At 65.8% G+C, this 16,691-nt stretch carries 17 protein-coding genes; 12 read left to right on the forward strand and 5 right to left on the reverse strand.

The features are described from left to right. Positions 1-145: 145 nt before the first annotated feature. The 3 genes from FR728_RS18530 to FR728_RS19390 form a co-directional block, all read right to left on the reverse strand. On the reverse strand, positions 146-646 hold the full coding sequence (locus tag FR728_RS18530) for a YHS domain-containing (seleno)protein (protein WP_149894259.1): 501 nt from the start codon (positions 644-646) through the stop codon (positions 146-148). Positions 647-792: 146 nt separating this feature from the next. Then, positions 793-1,410, reverse strand: coding sequence for a TetR/AcrR family transcriptional regulator (locus FR728_RS18535; RefSeq protein WP_188318960.1), 618 nt, complete (start codon positions 1,408-1,410; stop codon positions 793-795). Further along, positions 1,407-1,826 (reverse strand): darcynin family protein, encoded by a 420-nt coding sequence (locus FR728_RS19390; protein WP_188318961.1) that lies wholly within the window; start codon positions 1,824-1,826, stop codon positions 1,407-1,409. Before FR728_RS19390 ends, FR728_RS18535 begins: the two co-directional genes overlap by 4 nt. A 198-nt stretch (positions 1,827-2,024) precedes the next feature. On the opposite strand from FR728_RS19390, the gene gatC reads away from it, so the two are divergent. From gatC to mdoH, 8 genes are all read left to right on the forward strand, one after another. Continuing rightward, positions 2,025-2,312, forward strand: a complete 288-nt coding sequence (gatC, locus tag FR728_RS18540) for an Asp-tRNA(Asn)/Glu-tRNA(Gln) amidotransferase subunit GatC (RefSeq protein ID WP_149894261.1) — start codon at positions 2,025-2,027, stop codon at positions 2,310-2,312. 3 nt (positions 2,313-2,315) lie between these two features. Further along, positions 2,316-2,828 (forward strand): hypothetical protein, encoded by a 513-nt coding sequence (locus FR728_RS18545; RefSeq protein WP_149894262.1) that lies wholly within the window; start codon positions 2,316-2,318, stop codon positions 2,826-2,828. Next, positions 2,825-3,292 carry a GNAT family N-acetyltransferase gene (locus tag FR728_RS18550; protein WP_149894263.1) on the forward strand — a complete coding sequence of 156 codons (468 nt, stop codon included), beginning with the start codon at positions 2,825-2,827 and terminating at the stop codon, positions 3,290-3,292. Before FR728_RS18545 ends, FR728_RS18550 begins: the two co-directional genes overlap by 4 nt. Before the next feature lie 24 nt (positions 3,293-3,316). Beyond that, positions 3,317-4,801 carry an Asp-tRNA(Asn)/Glu-tRNA(Gln) amidotransferase subunit GatA gene (gene gatA, locus FR728_RS18555; protein WP_149894264.1) on the forward strand — a complete coding sequence of 495 codons (1,485 nt, stop codon included), beginning with the start codon at positions 3,317-3,319 and terminating at the stop codon, positions 4,799-4,801. A 239-nt stretch (positions 4,802-5,040) separates the two neighbouring features. After that, positions 5,041-6,162, forward strand: a complete 1,122-nt coding sequence (locus tag FR728_RS18560) for an NAD(P)/FAD-dependent oxidoreductase (RefSeq protein WP_149894265.1) — start codon at positions 5,041-5,043, stop codon at positions 6,160-6,162. 495 nt (positions 6,163-6,657) lie between these two features. Next, positions 6,658-8,250, forward strand: a complete 1,593-nt coding sequence (locus tag FR728_RS18565; protein ID WP_149894266.1) for an OpgD/OpgG family glucan biosynthesis protein — start codon at positions 6,658-6,660, stop codon at positions 8,248-8,250. Next, positions 8,250-8,492: a hypothetical protein gene (locus tag FR728_RS18570; RefSeq protein ID WP_149894267.1), complete on the forward strand. Its 243-nt coding sequence runs from the start codon at positions 8,250-8,252 to the stop codon at positions 8,490-8,492. Before FR728_RS18565 ends, FR728_RS18570 begins: the two co-directional genes overlap by 1 nt. A 123-nt stretch (positions 8,493-8,615) precedes the next feature. Then, the gene (gene mdoH, locus FR728_RS18575; RefSeq protein ID WP_149894268.1) at positions 8,616-10,562 is read left to right on the forward strand and encodes a glucans biosynthesis glucosyltransferase MdoH; all 1,947 of its coding nucleotides are present in this window, start codon (positions 8,616-8,618) and stop codon (positions 10,560-10,562) included. Between the two features lie 28 nt (positions 10,563-10,590). On the opposite strand, the gene FR728_RS18580 is transcribed toward mdoH, so the two are convergent. Then, a complete protein-coding gene (locus FR728_RS18580) occupies positions 10,591-10,824 on the reverse strand; it encodes a hypothetical protein (protein WP_149894269.1) in 234 nt (77 codons plus the stop codon). Positions 10,825-10,984: 160 nt separating this feature from the next. Here FR728_RS18580 and FR728_RS18585 point away from each other — a divergent pair, with 160 nt between their 5' ends. Further along, positions 10,985-11,296, forward strand: coding sequence for a phosphatidylglycerophosphatase (locus FR728_RS18585; protein ID WP_149894270.1), 312 nt, complete (start codon positions 10,985-10,987; stop codon positions 11,294-11,296). Between the two features lie 179 nt (positions 11,297-11,475). Here the strand turns inward: FR728_RS18585 and FR728_RS18590 are convergent, their stop codons facing one another. Next, positions 11,476-11,709, reverse strand: a complete 234-nt coding sequence (locus FR728_RS18590) for a DUF6455 family protein (protein ID WP_208998927.1) — start codon at positions 11,707-11,709, stop codon at positions 11,476-11,478. 247 nt (positions 11,710-11,956) lie between these two features. On the opposite strand from FR728_RS18590, the gene fliK reads away from it, so the two are divergent. The 3 genes from fliK (at position 11,957) to gatB (ending at position 16,618) form a co-directional block, all read left to right on the forward strand. Further along, positions 11,957-14,608 (forward strand): flagellar hook-length control protein FliK, encoded by a 2,652-nt coding sequence (fliK, locus tag FR728_RS18595; protein ID WP_149894272.1) that lies wholly within the window; start codon positions 11,957-11,959, stop codon positions 14,606-14,608. Between the two features lie 37 nt (positions 14,609-14,645). Further along, positions 14,646-14,936, forward strand: a complete 291-nt coding sequence (locus tag FR728_RS18600; RefSeq protein ID WP_149894273.1) for an EscU/YscU/HrcU family type III secretion system export apparatus switch protein — start codon at positions 14,646-14,648, stop codon at positions 14,934-14,936. 200 nt (positions 14,937-15,136) lie between these two features. Then, positions 15,137-16,618, forward strand: a complete 1,482-nt coding sequence (gene gatB / locus FR728_RS18605) for an Asp-tRNA(Asn)/Glu-tRNA(Gln) amidotransferase subunit GatB (protein WP_149894274.1) — start codon at positions 15,137-15,139, stop codon at positions 16,616-16,618. Positions 16,619-16,691: the final 73 nt, after the last annotated feature.

Here is a 16,691-nt window from a genome sequence, read left to right on the forward strand (position 1 = left end):
GTCATCCTCAACGCAAGGATCAGGGACGACCTCGCTAAACAGAGTTGATGACGGCGGTGAGGTTCAAGACAACACAAGACAAAAAAGGCGCGCCGGATATCCGGCGCGCCTTGCGTGTGTTCGGGGGCTGGGGAGCCGTCGTGCCTCAGCGGACGATGGGGTCCTTCAGGTCTTCCGGCTTCTTGTCGCGGATGATGTCCCAGTTGAGATCCGCGTTGCGGATGTGACCCGGGACGTCCTCGTTGAAGCGCTCCTGAACCTTCAGGGAGTTGTTCAGGTAGAGCTTGCCGTCGACGATCTTCCAGGCTTCCGGGACCACCGGAACCTTGAAGCCCATGGCGGCGCCGAAGGCGCAGTAACCACCGTATTGCGGCGCGTATTTGGCCGGGTTGGCGGTGAAGAGGTCCCGGTTCTCGGCAGACGCGAACTTCCAGGTCACGCCGTCATGCTGGGCGGTATAGGCATCCGAACCCGCCACCGGCTTGCCTTCGGTGAAATAGGCCACCGGATCGGTGCCGCCGATTGCAGCGCCGTGGCTCACATAGGTGGTGATCTCGTCGGCGAGAGCAACGTTCGGGGACAGGGTGACGGGCAGGGCCGTCAGACCCAGCAGGGCGGCGGCGAGAACGGGCTTGAGAAACGACATGATGCAATCCTCTCGTGAGTTGGGCGGGCGCCGGAGACCAGATGGCTGGCGCCGCGCTGCGGAATGAGGGCAGCATCTCTCCGGCCCGGCAGTTTTGCCAATCAAGCCTCTTCACAGGCACGGCACGGCTGCGCGAGGGGCGCTGCTCAGGAGCGATGGGCCGGGTCGCGGGGGGCGGTCAGACCGAGGACGAGCTGGATGGCTGCGTCGATGTCCCTTTCGGTGACGGTGAGACCACGCATGTGCAGGCGGAAGTAGATGTGACCCAGAAGCAGGTCGATGCGGGTTTCCATCTCCGCCTCGAAGGGGGTGGCGATGAAGATCTGGCGCAACAGCAGGCGCCGGGCATCTTCCGCCTCGTCAAGCACGGGTTTGAGCTCCGGAGACTGGCGCAGGGGGACGAGCGCCCGGATGGCCGCGCCAAGGGCCGTTTCCTGGAGTGCGCGCACCGTGTTGCTCAGGCAGACCTTCAGATCCTGCGCCACACTGCCGCGCTGGGGCGGGGCGGGATTGGCCTGTGCCAGGGCATCGCGCAGGGCGTCGGCCACCAGATGGGCCTTGTCGGGCCAGCGCCGGTAGATCGCCTGCTTGCTGGTTCTGGCCCGCTCAGCGATGGCGGCAATCGTCGTTTTCTCGTAACCCTTTGCGGCAATTTCCTGCAAGGTTGAATCAAGCAGGGCGCGTGTGACCCTTGCCGCCTGAGGGCGGCCGGAGGAACCACCGCCGGACCGTTCCGCTGCCGGGATCATGGCGTCATTCTTCATGCGGATGCCACCGCCTCCTCGTAATCCTGGAAGCCGTTCTCGATGCCCAGGGTTACGCGCCTGATGCGCGCATAGGGGTGTGAGAAGATCTCGGTGTCGCGCAGTTCCTCCCACAGGTGGTGATAGGCACGCATCTCGTTGAAATGGCAGATGGCAAAGTCGCTGTGATCGCCCGACAGGGCATCCGCGTCGAACCATGAGAAGCGGACAGCTGGATGGCGGAGGAGGATCGCGCCGATCCGCTCCGCGTGAGCCCTGCGCTCCGGTCGGGTCAGAGACAGCCAAGCGGGTTCGAAGGTCAGATAGACGATCGCCACCATGGGGAAGGGGCGGGGCCGAGGAGGCGACCCGGCCGGCTGCTGGGGCAAGTCCCGTGTTATTGCCTTGGTCATGATCTGCGAGTTGGGCTCCGGCATGGTCTGCTCCCCTTTGATGGATCGCGTTGGAATGCGGTTCTGATCAAGATACGGTTCTCAATGGTACCGTAATATCGCAAATCGCATGGGGCGGGGCAAGCTCGCCTCTTGTCTCTGGCCCGAAAATCGCGAAAACAGGGGGCAGCTCCCGGCGTTCCGCGCCGGGTCGAAGCAAGATCACGAAAGATTGGAAGTGACATGTCCGTCGATACGGCAACCGTGAAGCGCGTGGCCCGTCTGGCCCGCATCAAGGTGGATGATGCGCAGGCCGAGCGCATGACCTCCGAACTCAATGGCATCCTGGGCTTTGTCGAGCAGCTCGACGAAGTCGACATCTCCGGCGTCGAGCCGCTGACCTCCGTTGTGGAACAGACCATGCGCAAGCGTCCGGACGGGGTGACCGACGGCAACAAGGCCGACGACATTACTGCCAACGCGCCGATGTCCGAAGACAACTTCTTCATGGTGCCGAAGGTCGTCGAGTAAGCAATGCGTCTGGTTTCCGCCCTTGCCCTTGCGCTGCTGACCGACCTCGCCCGCCCGGCGATGGCCGGGGAGGCCGCCGTGCCGGAGTTCTTCCGGGACGGTCAGCGCTATGTGGCGCGTGCGGACCAATGCGCCGAGCCGGCCAGCTCCGACCGGGAAGACCTGCGCAGCATCACCGCGCTGGGCATCTCCGCCTATGAATATGGCTGCGGCTTTCTCGCCTTTCTGCCGTCGAAGGATGCGCTGAGTGGCGAGATCCACGGCTGGGTGGCTCAGGCCTCCTGCGGGGATGACAGCGGCATCGAACGGCCCGACAGCTTCTATCTGGCGCTGCAGCCGGACGGGAAGCGCCTTCAGGTCCAGTCGCAGAATGAATATGCGACCGGCGAAGCCCTTCTGCTTCTGGAACTGCGGCATCCGGAACTCTCCGCGATGTCTTCAGGCGAAGGACAGGACCCTTATGAGGCCGCGTCCTTCATCAGCGGCGAGTATGTCGCCTGCGAGGGGGCGCAATGACCAGGGTGAACGGCCTGACGATCGCTGTCGAAACGCCGCTGTCCGATGACATGCGGCAGATGGTGAGCGAGCTCAATGCGCTGCTGCTGTCCATGACGTCGGAAGACGCCTGTCATCACCTCAGCGTCGAGGAGATGGCCGATGCCCGGACCACGGTGTTCGTGGCGCGGGTGGATGGCAGGATCGCCGCTTGCGGTGCGCTCCATCGGCATGAGCGCGGCGTCGGTGAGGTCAAGCGCATGTACACCCGTTCGGGCTTTCAGGGGCGGGGCCTCGGCCGCGCCATTCTCGACAAGATCATCACCGCGGCCAAGGCCGACGGTCTGCGCCAGCTGGTGCTGGAGACCGGCGTCATCTACGTGGCGGCACGACAGCTTTACGAGCGCGCGGGCTTTGAAGTCTGCGGGCCCGTTCTCGATTATCCGGACCATCCGGAATCCGTTTTCTACTCCCGGTCCCTTTGAGACCGAGCCAGAGAGATCGAAACCATGACCGACCTGACGAAACTGACCATCGCGGATGCCCGCGAAAAGCTGAAGGCGAAGGAATTCACCTCCGTCGAGCTGACCGAGGCCTTCATCGCCAACATCGAAGCGGCCAACCCGGCCATCAACGCCTATGTGGCTGTCACCGCCGACAAGGCGCGCGACATGGCCAAGGCGTCTGACGCGAAGCTCGCCAAGGGCGAGGGCGGGGCGCTGGAAGGCATTCCGCTGGGCATCAAGGACCTGTTCGCCACCGAGGGCGTCCACACCCAGGCCTGCTCCCACATTCTCGACGGCTTCAAGCCGAAATACGAGAGCACCGTCACGTCCAACCTGTGGGCAGACGGGGCGGTCATGCTGGGCAAGCTCAACATGGACGAGTTCGCCATGGGCTCCTCCAACGAGACCTCTTATTACGGCAACGTGATCAACCCCTGGCGCAAGGCCGGGTCGAATGAGGACCTGGTGCCGGGCGGCTCGTCCGGCGGCTCGGCCGCAGCGGTTGCCGCACGCCTTTGCATGGGCGCGACGGCCACCGACACCGGCGGCTCCATCCGTCAGCCGGCCGCACTCACCGGCACCGTCGGCATCAAGCCGACCTACGGCCGCTGCTCGCGCTGGGGCGTGGTGGCCTTCGCCTCGTCGCTGGACCAGGCCGGCCCGATTGCCCACACGGTGCGCGACAGCGCCATCCTGCTGAAGTCGATGGCCTCGGTCGATCCGAAGGACACGACTTCCGTCGACATCGCCGTGCCGGATTATGAAGCGGCCATCGGCAAGTCGGTGAAAGGCCTGAAGATCGGCATTCCGGCGGAATACCGCGTGGAGGGCATGTCGGAGGAAATCGACGCCCTGTGGCAGAAGGGGATCCAGTGGCTGAAGGATGCCGGCGCCGAGATCGTCGACATCTCCCTGCCCAACACGAAATATGCCCTGCCGGCCTATTATATCGTCGCTCCGGCTGAAGCCTCGTCCAACCTTGCCCGCTATGACGGCGTGCGCTACGGCCTGCGCGTTCCGGGCAACGACATCGTCGACATGTACGAGAACACCCGTGCAGCCGGCTTTGGCGAAGAGGTGAAGCGCCGCATCCTGATCGGCACCTATGTGCTCTCCGCCGGCTATTACGACGCCTATTACCTCAAGGCCCAGAAGGTGCGCTCGCTCATCAAGCGCGACTTCGACCTGGCCTGGGCCAATGGCGTGGATGCGATCCTGACGCCGGCGACCCCGTCGGCAGCCTTTGCCATCGGCGACAAGGAAATGCATGCGGATCCGGTGAAGATGTACCTGCAGGACGTGTTCACGGTGACGGTCAATATGGCCGGTCTGCCGGGCCTGTCCGTTCCGGCGGGTCTCAGCTCGGAAGGTCTGCCGCTGGGTCTCCAGCTTATCGGCAAGCCCTTCGACGAAAGCACCCTGTTCCAGCTGGGTTCCGTGATCGAAGAGGCCGCAGGCTCCTTCGAGCCGACCCAGTGGTGGGGCTGATTTCCATCTGATCAGGGCCGCGGCACGTGCTGCGGCCCTTTTTTCCGACCGCTTGCCCCTGCCTTTCGATCGTCATCTCGATTTGACCTCTCAGGTCAAGCCCGGGCTCTGGTCTTCACAGGCGATTCTGAGGGGAATACCGGATTGCTTCCGGTTACTGGATCCCTGCCTTCGCAGGGATGACGAGAGGCGGCGGCGGGCATCTTCGCAGTTACCGTTGCAGGTTCAGGGTTTCCTCCATGCATGACATTCAGACCATCGTGATCGGCGCCGGCGCCGTGGGGCTTGCCATTGGCCGGGAGCTTGCGCTCAAGGGGCGCGAGGTGATGGTTCTGGAGCGGCACGACCTGATCGGATCGGAAACCTCGGCCCGCAATTCGGAAGTGATCCATGCCGGGATCTACTATCCCAGGGGCTCGCTGAAGGCTCGGACCTGTGTGGAAGGCAAGCAGATGCTCTACGACTTCTGCGCTGCCAACAGGGTCGGGGTCGAGCGGATCGGCAAGCTGATCGTCGCGACCAGCGCGGATCAGGTCGGCGAGCTGGAGGTCATCCGCGCCAAGGCGCGCGCCAACGGGGTTGAGGATCTGGTGCTGCTGTCCGCTGCCGAAGCACAAGCGCTCGAACCTGCGCTGGCGTGCGAGGCGGCCCTCCTGTCGCCGTCGACCGGGATCGTCGACAGCCACGGCTTCATGCTGGCCTTGCAGGGCGAGCTGGAGGCCCATGGCGGGCAAGTGGTTCTCAACACGCCTGTGGAGGCAGTCGAGGCGTTGGGGGGCGGGGGCTTCCGGCTGACGACGGGCGGGGCGGAAGGCATGGAGATCACCTGCGCGGAGCTGGTGATCGCGGCCGGTCATGGGGCGCCGGGGCTTGCTGCGGGGCTGGTGGCCAGTCTGCCGGATCTTGCGCCGCCGAAGGCCCATTTCGCCAAGGGCAGCTATTTCAAGCTCACGGGGCGGGCGCCTTTCGCCCGTCTGATCTATCCGATGCCTGAGCCGGGCGGACTCGGGGTGCATCTCACGCTGGATCTCCAGCATCAGGCCCGTTTCGGCCCGGATGTGGAGTGGGTGGACGCCCGAACTCTCGAGGAGATCGACATGCGGGTCGATCCGGCGCGCGGCGATGGGTTCTACGGGGCCATCCGCCGCTACTGGCCGGATCTGGCGGACGGGGCGCTGACGCCCGACTACGCGGGCGTGCGGCCGAAGATCTCCGGTTCGGGCGAGGCGGCCGCGGATTTTCGCATCGACGGCGCGCAGAGCCATGGTCGCGACGGGCTCGTCCTGCTCTATGGCATCGAATCCCCCGGCCTGACCGCCTCTCTGGCGCTGGCACGGATCGTTTCCGATCATTTCTGCTGAAAATCTGCCGCCCTTCGAGCCTTCAGGAATGGGGCAGGGCGGGTGACCTCTCGTCAACGCCTGTGACAGGCGGCTGTCCGGATCATGGCGAAACTCTGCTGCGCTGCGAAGACGGCGCGGCAAGGTCTGACGCGGCGTTGTGCAAGCCGTTGGGTCGCCGGCAGAAATCGGGACTCGTGCCGAAATGCGCGGCGTGAATGATGCTTGTGCAAAAAGTTTCGGGAAACCGCTTGCGCCATCATTTCGCCCCATCTTCTCCGTTTGACGGAAGCAACGGCTCTGCTAAAATGGTGCAATACGGTAAGTCGTCGGGAACCAAAGTGTTTCCTCCCACGTTCCCGATCCTGACAGGCCGTTAAACAACTTGTGTTCTTCGACATTGCAAACGTGGTTTGACCCCGGCGCCTGGCCTCAGGATCCTGTGGGTCGGTTGATGCGTGTGTCGTGTCGTACTTGGCTAGAAGAGCCCGCTTTCCAGGGACCTGACCGATAGTGATGAATCGCCGTACCTTTCTTCTCAGCTCTGCCTCTGCCCTGACTGTGGCGGGCTTTGGCAGCAGTGGCCTGGTGTCGGTTGCGCGCGCTGCTGGCGAGACCGCTCCGGTCGCCGCCGCGAGCGACCTTCCGCCCTTTACCTTCGACAGTCTCGTGCAAGGCATGCAGGCTCTGGCCGGCACGCCCTACAAGGAGCCGGCAAGCACCCTGCCGGAAGCCTGGGCGGCGCTTGACTATGACCAGCACCGCAACATCCGCTTCCGCACGGACCACGCCCTGTGGAGCGACACGCCGAGTGAATACCAGCTGCAGGCCTTCCCTCCGGGCTGGCTCTTCAAGCAGCCGGTCGAAATGTTCGAAGTGGTGGATGGCCATGCGCGTCCGGTGTCCTTCACCGGTGCCGACTTCAGCTATGGCGAAGGTCTCGAAGGCAAGGGCCTCGACAACCAGACCCTTCCGGGCATTGCCGGTTTCCGCCTGCACTATCCGCTGAACACGCCGGACTATCTGGACGAGTTGATCGTCTTCCTGGGCGCCAGCTATTTCCGCGCTCTGGGCAAGGGCAATTCCTATGGCCTGTCGGCCCGCGGTCTGGCGATCAACACCGCCGCCGGCGAGGCGGAGGAATTCCCGCGCTTCTCCCGCTTCTACCTGCGCCGTCCGCAGGAAGGCGAGCAGGAGATGCTGCTGTGGGCCGAGCTCGACAGCCCGAGCGTCACCGGGGCCTTCCAGTTCCGCATCCTGCCGGATGTGAACACCCAGGTCGAAGTGGATGCCCGCCTGTTTCTGCGCAAGGACGTGACCCGTCTGGGTGTCGCGCCGCTCACCTCCATGTATCTCTTCGGGGAGAACGACCGCACCGGCTTCGACGACTACCGTCCGGAAGTGCATGACAGCGATGGTCTCCTGATCCTGCGCGAGGATGGAGAGCGTTTGTGGCGCCCCTTGCGCAATCCGAAGTCCCTCGGCCTGTCCTTCCTGCAGGAGAAGAACCTGCAGGGCTTCGGCCTGATGCAGCGCGACCGCCGGTTCTCCGAGTATCAGGACACCGAGGCCGTCTATCACAAGCGGCCGTCGCTCTGGATCGAGCCGATGAGCGAATGGGGCGAGGGCAGCGTCATGCTGGCCGAGATCCCCTCCGAGCTCGAGGTGCATGACAATATCGTGGCCTTCTGGGTTCCCGCCCAGAAAGCTGCGGCCGGATCCTCCTTCCGCTTCGCCTATCGCATGATCTGGGGCATGGACCCGGATCCGGGCACGGAAAAGGCTCTGGTAACCGCGACCCGTACCGGGCATGGCGGCGCCGCCGGCGTCGAAGGCCAGGACGAGAGCGTGCGCAAGTTTGTCGTCGAGTTCTCCGGCGACATGCTGGCCAAGGTCGGGGCGGACGAACCGGTGGAACCGGTGCTGACCCTGACCAACGGAACCGTAACAACCGATCATTTGCAGAAACTCGAGAGGGGGGATTGGCGTTACATCTTTGACGTGAAGCGCACCGACCTGGAACAGCCGGTCGAAATGCATCTCGTCCTGAAGATGAAAGACACCCCTCTGACCGAACGTTGGATGTATCAATGGACCACGAACGCCTGATGCCACTTTCCTCTGTACCGGCGATCAGCGACCTGTCGAACGAGCCGACCGTAACCTTCGGTCTGCCCGATCATCCCATGGACATGCCGGACCACGATCTGTCCCCGCTGCCACTGGCAGCCAGCGCCCCGGCCCAGTGGCTACGCGGCCTGATCGGCGCCGTGACCGGCGCCTATGGCGCGCGCCGCATGCAGCTGGACATCGTGCCGGTCGACCGGCCGCACGGACCGGCCGAAAGCTGAGCGCCTTGCGGGGCCTCCGCCGGTGATCCGGCGGGCGCCACCCACACCTGAAATTCCGGATGCGGGCGGAGCGATCTGCCCGCATTGTTGTATCCCCGATCTGCCGGACCTGAAGACGTCGCCATGCCCCTGCGTTTCCTGAAAGACCTGTTCCGCCGCGAAGCTGGCGCCCAAACCGGGGGCGGAGAGCCGGAGACCGGGCCGTCCCTGACGGGTGGCGGATCGGAAGCAGGCCCCGGCGTGGTGATCCGGCGGGCAGGGGCGCTGGTGCTGACCACCATCCTGACCGTGGCTGCCGCCTCTCTCTTCGGCACCATTGTCCAGTCCGACGGTTATGACTGGCTCGACGTGCCGCGGGTGGCGCTGATTGCCATTGCCGGATTCTGGCTGGCCTGGGGCACCTGCACCGCCGTGCTCGGCGTGCTGTTCGATCCCGAACCCCGCCGCCGCTCGGCCAATATCGTCGGCTGGCGCACCGCCATCCTCATGCCCGTCTATAACGAGAGCCCGGAGCCGGTGATGGCCCGGCTGGAGACGATGATGCGGGAGGTGGAGCCCCTGCGGGAGGGAACCACCGTCGAGATCTTCCTCCTGTCCGATTCCACCCGTGCGGATGCCATCGAGGCGGAGCAGAAGGCCTATGCCCGCCTGCAGCTGCGCGCCGGGCACCTGCTGCCGCTGCATTACCGGCACCGGGAAAAGAACATCGGCCGCAAGGCCGGCAACATCGCCGATTTCGTCCGCCGCTCGGGCGGGGGCTATGACTTTATGCTGGTGCTGGATGCCGACAGCCTCATGCGCGGCGACACGATCATCGAGATGATCCGCCGCATGAGCGCCGAGCCGCGTCTCGGCCTGCTGCAGAGCCTGCCCCAGACCATCGGCATGAAGACGCTCTTCGGCCGGCTGCTGCAATTCTCCTCCTTCCTCTATGGTCCGAGCTTCTCGCGCGGGGTGGCCGCACTCCAGGGCAATGCCGGTCCGTTCTGGGGGCACAATGCCCTGATCCGGGTGGAGGCCTTTGCCCGGTCCTGCGGCATGGCCCCGCTCAAGGGGGCCGCGCCCTTCGGCGGTCCGGTTCTCTCCCATGACACGGTGGAGGCGGCACTGCTTGCCCGCGACGGCTGGCAGGTGCGGCTCGACCCGGATCTGATCGGCTCCTACGAGGAAGCGCCCGCGAACCTGATCGACTATGCCAAGCGCGACCGGCGCTGGTGCCAGGGCAACCTGCAGCATTCCAAGGTGCTCTTTGCGCCGCGGCTGAAGCTGTGGAGCCGGGCGATGATCGTGCAGGGCATCTTCTCCTATCTGGGCTCTCCTGTATGGCTGCTCTTCCTGCTGTCCACCCTGGCCGCGCCGATGTTTGCCATGCCGCCGGTCTATTTCGATGCGCGGGTGCCGTTCCCGGTCTTCCCCCATCCGGAAACGTCGAAGGCGCTGGCGCTGCTCTTCGGGGTGGTCTTGCTGCTGATCATGCCCAAGGCGAGCCTGCTGATCCGGGTGATCCTGCGCGGCGAGGCAAGGCTTTTCGGCAGGCGGCTGCGCGCCACCGTCAGTGCGATCCTCGAACTGTTCCTCACCTCGCTCTTTGCGCCTGTGCACATGATGTTCCAGACCCGCTCCGTCCTGCAGGTTCTCTTCGGCGCCGATGGCGGCTGGCCCGCGAGTGCCCGCGACGACGGGCAGGTGAGCTTTGCCGCAAGCCTGAAGGCAAGCTGGTGGATGTCCGTCGGCGGGCTCTGCGCGCTCGGCTACAGCTATCAGACCTTGCCGGATCTCTTCCCCTGGCTGGCCCCCGTGGGCGTGCCCCTGGCGATTGCGCCGCTGCTGGTGTGGATGTCGGGGTCGCTGGTGCTGGGCAATGGCCTGCGTCGGGCCGGGCTCTTCCTCACCCTGGTCGACACCCAGCATGACCGGGCCGTGGACCGGTTCGAGACCCTGCGGGCCACGGTCTGGGATGGATCGGGAGCGGAGGCGAACGAAGCCGACCGTCAGGCCGCCGACATGGCGCGGGCGAGCGTACCCTCCGTGCCGCAGACCCGCAGCGAGGGAACGCCGGACGAGGCGTGAGCCACGGATCGGGCCTGAGCGCGCAGAACTAGCTGCGTTCTGCGGGCCAGTAACCGTTGCGGGGGTGGCGGGAGACGGCAAAGGTTTCCACGTCGCGGGAGCCGCAACGGGCGCAGGCCATTCCCTGCGCGATGGTCCGGATGTCGGTGTCGAGCTCGAAGCGCGCCTGATTGAGATATCGAAAGCGGCCGCAATAGTTGCAAATCAGGCCCAGACGCCGATCCTCCGAGAAAAGGTCCCGGATCGTCGTTGGCGTTTCCATGCAATGGATCAAGAAAAGTCCTAAAAAATACGGAGGGAGCCTAGCACAACGAGCGGGGCTTGCGAGGGCCTTGCGATCGTTTCTGACAGACGCTGCGGCAAATGGTGCCTCAATGTGTTCCGGGCTCGCCTTTTGCCGCGGGCGCGGCTAGACAGAAGTCATGTTTGCCTTCTTTCAGAATGGCTCGGCGGTCTGGATCGATCTCCTGACCCTTGCCGGGCTCCTCAATCCCCTGAGCCTCCTGATCGGCGCCTGGATGGGCTGGCGGGCGGATCAGGCTGCCAAGCTGGCGATCGCGGGCTTTGCCGGCGCGGTGCTCTCACTGCTGCTGGAAACCGCCTGGTGGACCGTGGGTCTGCCCTTGCCGATCCCCCATCAGGCCGGGGCTCTGGCCATGTTCCCGTTCCGCTTTGCCGGCGCGTTTGTTGCCGCGCTCATCGCATATGGTCTGGCGCGACGCCGCAAGGCGTGAGGCTCTGCGACGGTTTGGCCCCGTGAACCGGCGAGGGGAAGGCAAAAAAAGGCCGCCCTGCGGCGGCCTTGAAGGTTCCCTTTGTGTCTGCGCCACCTCAGGTCTGACCCCGAGACTGTGATCGGATCGGCGCAAGATCCGATTCTGCTGCAAATCCGCTGTCCGGCCGGGTGGGCCGGTCAGTTTTCCTTCCAGGAGGCAAAGAGCCTCCGGTTCGGACAGATCTCCGGCGCCTGACCGGCGCCTTCGGGATGTGCGTCCAGCCAGTGGGCGCAGGCTTCCGCCTGATTGCATCCCATGCAGGTGCCAGCGGCCTGACGCAGATCATGCCCGAGACATTGTCCGTCGGGGGCGTGATCCATGGCGCCGATGGCTTCCAGCATCCGGCCCATCAGGGCCGCACGCTCGTTCATTCTGTCGATCCAGCGCATCAACATTTCTCCGCTCCGGTTGGTTTCACCCATCCTGAGCCCTCCTTGCATGCTTGTGCCGGGAATCGGGGCAGGTTGCGTTGAGGAAGATCAAACAAGCGGAATTTGGCCGGCCACTCTTCCGTCTTGCTTAAGGCTGGGTGAAAAAGCCTGACCTGCTCGATGCGAATCTTTGCTAGGAATGGACAACGGTGCGAGGCGCACCGGTGACAGACGCAAGGAGCTGGCCGTGGTTGGACCGGTTTCGGCGGTCCCGGCCTCCACATCCGGGACAGGCCCCGACAGTCAGATCAAGCTCACCCCCGGCACCCAGGTGACGGCAACGGTGACGGCTGTGCGCCCGGGCAATGTGCTGACCCTCACGGCAGGCCGCCAGAGCATCGAATTGCGCAGCTCCACGCCGCTTGAGGTGGGCACCACGGTGACCATCAAGGTGGGCGAGGCGGGCGCCGGCGGTCCTGAAGCGCGCAAGACACCCGAGATCCAGCTCATCCCCTCGCGCTCCGGCGAGACTTCCGGAGCCGATGGGGCGAGCAAGCCCGCAGCCCAGCCCAGCGGGCCACAGACGGGGACGCCGGCAGGTCCTTCAAGCGGCCCTGCCACAGGAGCCCCCGCTTCCGGGTCGACGCCTGCGAGTGCGGTCCCGGCTCCGACCCAGGCCCCAGTCCTGGCCCAAGGGGAGGGGCTGCGCTCCGGTCCGCTGCCCCTGCCGCTCGTCCATCCCTCCAGTCTGGGGGCGCCGGAAGATCTGGCGCGCCAGCTGGCGCAGGCGCTGGAAACCCGTCCGGGCATGGGCACAGGCACGGGCGCGGCCGCCGCCCAGTCCCTTCCGCAGGGACCTGCGTCCGGGCAAGGGCAAGTCGTCTCTGGTGCCACGGGCGCCGTACAGGCGGGGGCTCAGACGGTCCCCCAGATGGGTGCTCCGGCGGGCTCTCAGGCGGGCACTCAGATGGCTCCTCCAGGCACCACGTCGGCGACTGCCGCAGCACCTCCGGTCGTGGGCGCAGCGGGACCCGCAGTTCCACAACCGCTTCCGGCGGGCACAACCACAGCATCTGGCAGCGGTCCCGCCTCCGGCACGGGCATGACGCGTGGCGACACGACCGCCACAGGCTCTGCCGGGCCGGCCAGCGGCGCTGCTGCGCCTCCGCCGTCTGGAACGCCCGTGCCGACACCCTCCGCCATGACGCCAGCTGCGCAGGGCACGGCGGTTCCGTCCGGATCCAGTACCGGCGGACCGCAAGGCGCGGCATCCCCCTCGGCTTCGCCCGCAGCGGGGCAGACGCCGACGGTTCCCGCACCGACCGTTGCAATCCCGGGCTCTCCGGCCCTTGGCGCTGAGGCCCCGGTTGGTCAGACCCCGGGGGGGCAGGTTTTGACGGGTCCGACGCCGTCAGGATCGGTCGCTCCTCAGCCTCTGCCTTCCGGAGCCTCTCCTTTGGGGACACTTCCCGCCGGGACACAGGGGGCCACTCCTGCGGGTCTGTCGATGGGCGGCGCGGGCGCGGGGCCTTCCGGCCCCTCGCAGGCATCGGCCGGAGGCGGGCCATCGGCGGGTGCGATTGCGGGCGCGGCACCCGCGCCCTCGGGTGCTGCAGGATCCGGCCTGCCGGTCGCGGCTCCCGCTGGCGCGCCCGATCAAGGGGCTGCTGTCGGCACTACGGGTGTCCTTGCGCCGGGTGCTGCCGCGGCTCGACCTGCGGCGGTCGATCTTCCCGTGTCGCCGCAGCTTGCGGCCCATGCGCTGATCGTGACCCCGGCGCTTGCCCGGCAACAGGGCTCGCTGACCGGTGTCTTTACCCAGGCTGCGGCCCTTCTGGAGGCCTCCCGTCCTGCGGCTTCCGTCCCGGTGGCTCCGGGGACCGGAGCAGGCGAGGGGGGCGAGGCCCTGCCTGCGGGCGCCGTGCCCGCTGTTCCGGGAGCCGCCTCAACAGCGGCGGCGCTGCCGGTGCCCGAAGGCGTGCGGCAGGTGCTTCAGCAGTTGCTTGGCCTGAGACTTGCCGGCGGGGCGGCAGGCGATGGCGCGCCGAGCGCGCTCGACCTGAAGGCCGCCGTAGAGCGGTCAGGACTTGGCACCGTGTCGCCGCGCAGCGGCTCTGCCTCTTCTTCTTCCGGGGGAGCGGCATCCGCCTCTGGCGCTTCTGGCGCTGCGGGGCAGACCGTCAAGGGTCTGCTCGGGCAACTCAAGCTGCTTCTCTCCGACATGGGGCTGGAGGCGGGTTTGCCCCGCCCGCTGACGCAACCGGCCTTGCCCGCCCTTGCCGCTGCGCCGAAGGGGCAGGCGGAGCAACCGCTGCAGCAGCTTCTGGCGCATCTGATGGGCACCGGCGACGGGGACGCGGAGACGCAGGCGGCGGCGCGAACCGCGCTCGGCCGGGCGGCACTGGCCGGTCTGGCACGGGAAACCGACAGTGCGCTGGCGCGCATTCGCTTGACCCAGATGGCCACCCGGGGCCTGCTGTCGGAGGAGGGCAACGCGCCCCAGACCCATCACGCCAGCCATCGCCCGCCCATGGATCTGGTGGTGGATCTGCCGCTGGCGCTCGGCAACCAGACGGCTGTCCTGCAGATGCAGGTGGGGCGGGATCGCAATCCGGATGGCAGCGAGGAGGGCGAGGAGGGGGCCTGGCGCCTGCGCTTTGCCGTCGATACGGTGGAGACCGGACCGGTGGAGGCCTCCGTCTCCTTGCGCGGACAGGGCACGTTCATCTCCCTCTGGCTGGACCGGGCGGAGACCTATCAGAGCCTGAGCGAGGATCGCGCCCTGCTGGAGGCCGCTCTGGCGGATGCGGGGCTCGACCTGCAGGAGCTGCGCTTGCTGCGCGGGCTTCCCGTGGCCTCGCAGAGGCGGGCAGGGGCACAGGTGGACACGCGCGGATGAGGGGGACAATCTTGAGAAGATGCCCGAGGGGGCGGCCATGAGCGAGAAACCCCGCAAGACCGGCGACAAGCTCGCGATTGCGCTGAACTATGACAATCAGCATGCGCCGGTGGTCACCGCCAAGGGGCGTGGCCATGTGGCTGAGCGGATCGAGGAACTGGCGCGGGAAGCCGGGGTGCCGATCGAGGAGGATCCGGTGATGGCCCAGGCGCTGTCCCAGATCGAGATCGACGAGGAGATCCCCATGGAACTCTATCAGGCGGTCGCCGTGCTGATCGGTTTCATCCTGCGCACGGGGCGGGCGAAGAACCCGCCTGAGGCGGAGTGAGACGTCGGCGCATGGCCGCGCGCAGGTGTCGCCACAATTGTGCGCAAGGGCGCTGCTGCGGCCATGAAACGCTTGCGAGACGGGCAATTCCCGACTAGGCAGAGGCTTGAGACATTCTCCCGGCCGGACCGTCCCCGCCCAGTCCTCCCCCGACAGGGCCCGGTGATGTCCGGTCCACCCAAGAACAGGATTGTGAACGCATGAGCATTGTCGAGGCGCGTACGCCGGATCCGAAGAAGTTCCTGAAAGGGGCGACCGGCGACTGGGAAATCGTGATCGGCATGGAAGTCCATGCCCAGGTGACGTCCGAAGCCAAGCTCTTCTCCGGCGCGTCGACCGAATTCGGCAAGGCTCCGAATGCCAACGTGTCGCTGGTGGATGCGGCCATGCCGGGCATGCTCCCCGTGATCAACGAGGAATGCGTGCGTCAGGCCATCCGCACCGGGCTCGGCCTGAAGGCGCAGATCAACCTGAAGTCCGTCTTCGACCGGAAGAACTATTTCTACCCGGATCTGCCGCAGGGCTACCAGATCTCCCAGTTCAAGCAGCCGATCGTCGGCGAAGGCAAGATCATCCTCGACATGCCGGACGAGCAGGTGGAAGTGGGCGTGGAACGCCTGCACCTGGAACAGGATGCGGGCAAGTCCATGCATGACCAGCACCCGAGCATGTCCTTCGTGGACCTGAACCGCTCGGGCGTGGCGCTGATGGAAATCGTCTCCAAGCCGGACCTGCGGTCCGCGGACGAGGCGAAGGCCTATCTCACCAAGCTGCGCATCATCCTGCGCTATCTGGGCACCTGCGACGGCAACATGGACCAGGGGTCCATGCGCGCCGACGTGAACGTCTCCGTGCGCCGTCCGGGCGAGGGCTTCGGCACCCGTTGCGAGATCAAGAACGTCAACTCCATCCGCTTCGTCGGTCAAGCGATCGAATATGAAGCGCGGCGCCAGATGGCGATCCTGGAAGACGGCGGCAAGATCGATCAGGAAACCCGTCTGTTCGATGCGGTGAAGGGCGAGACCCGGTCCATGCGCTCCAAGGAAGAAGCGCATGACTATCGCTATTTCCCGGATCCGGACCTGCTGCCGCTGGAGTTCTCCCAAGCCTATGTGGACGAGCTGGCGGCCGACCTGCCGGAGCTGCCGGACGACAAGAAGGCCCGCTTCATTGCCGACTACGGTCTGAGCGCCTATGACGCGGACATTCTGGTGGCCGAGCAGGCCTCTGCCGCCTTCTTCGAGCAGGTCGCCAAGGGCCGCGACGCGAAGCTCGCCGCCAACTGGGTGATCAACGAGCTCTTCGGCCGCCTGAACAAGGAAGGTCATGAGGTTGCCACCAGCCCGGTCAGCGCCGACCAGCTGGGCGGCATCATCGACCTGATCAAGGCCGGCACGATTTCCGGCAAGATCGCCAAGGATCTCTTCGAGATCGTCTGGAGCGAGGGCGGTGATCCGGCGGCCATCGTGGAAGAGCGCGGCATGAAGCAGGTGACCGACCTCGGCGCCATCGAAGCCGTTGTCGACCAGATCATTGCCGCCAACCCGGACAAGGTTGCCCAGGCCAAGGAAAAGCCGACCCTGCTCGGCTGGTTCGTCGGTCAGGTGATGAAGGAATCCAAGGGCAAGGCCAACCCGCAGGCGGTGAACGACCTTCTGAAGCAGAAGATCGGCATCGAATAAGGGCTCGCTCTTTTTCGCTGAACTTGCCAAGACGCCCCGCGGTGATCCCTGCGGGGCGTTTTCGTTTGTGGCT

The sequence above is a fragment of the Roseibium aestuarii genome (assembly GCF_008477545.1).
Taxonomy (GTDB): Bacteria; Pseudomonadota; Alphaproteobacteria; order Rhizobiales; family Stappiaceae; genus Roseibium; species Roseibium aestuarii.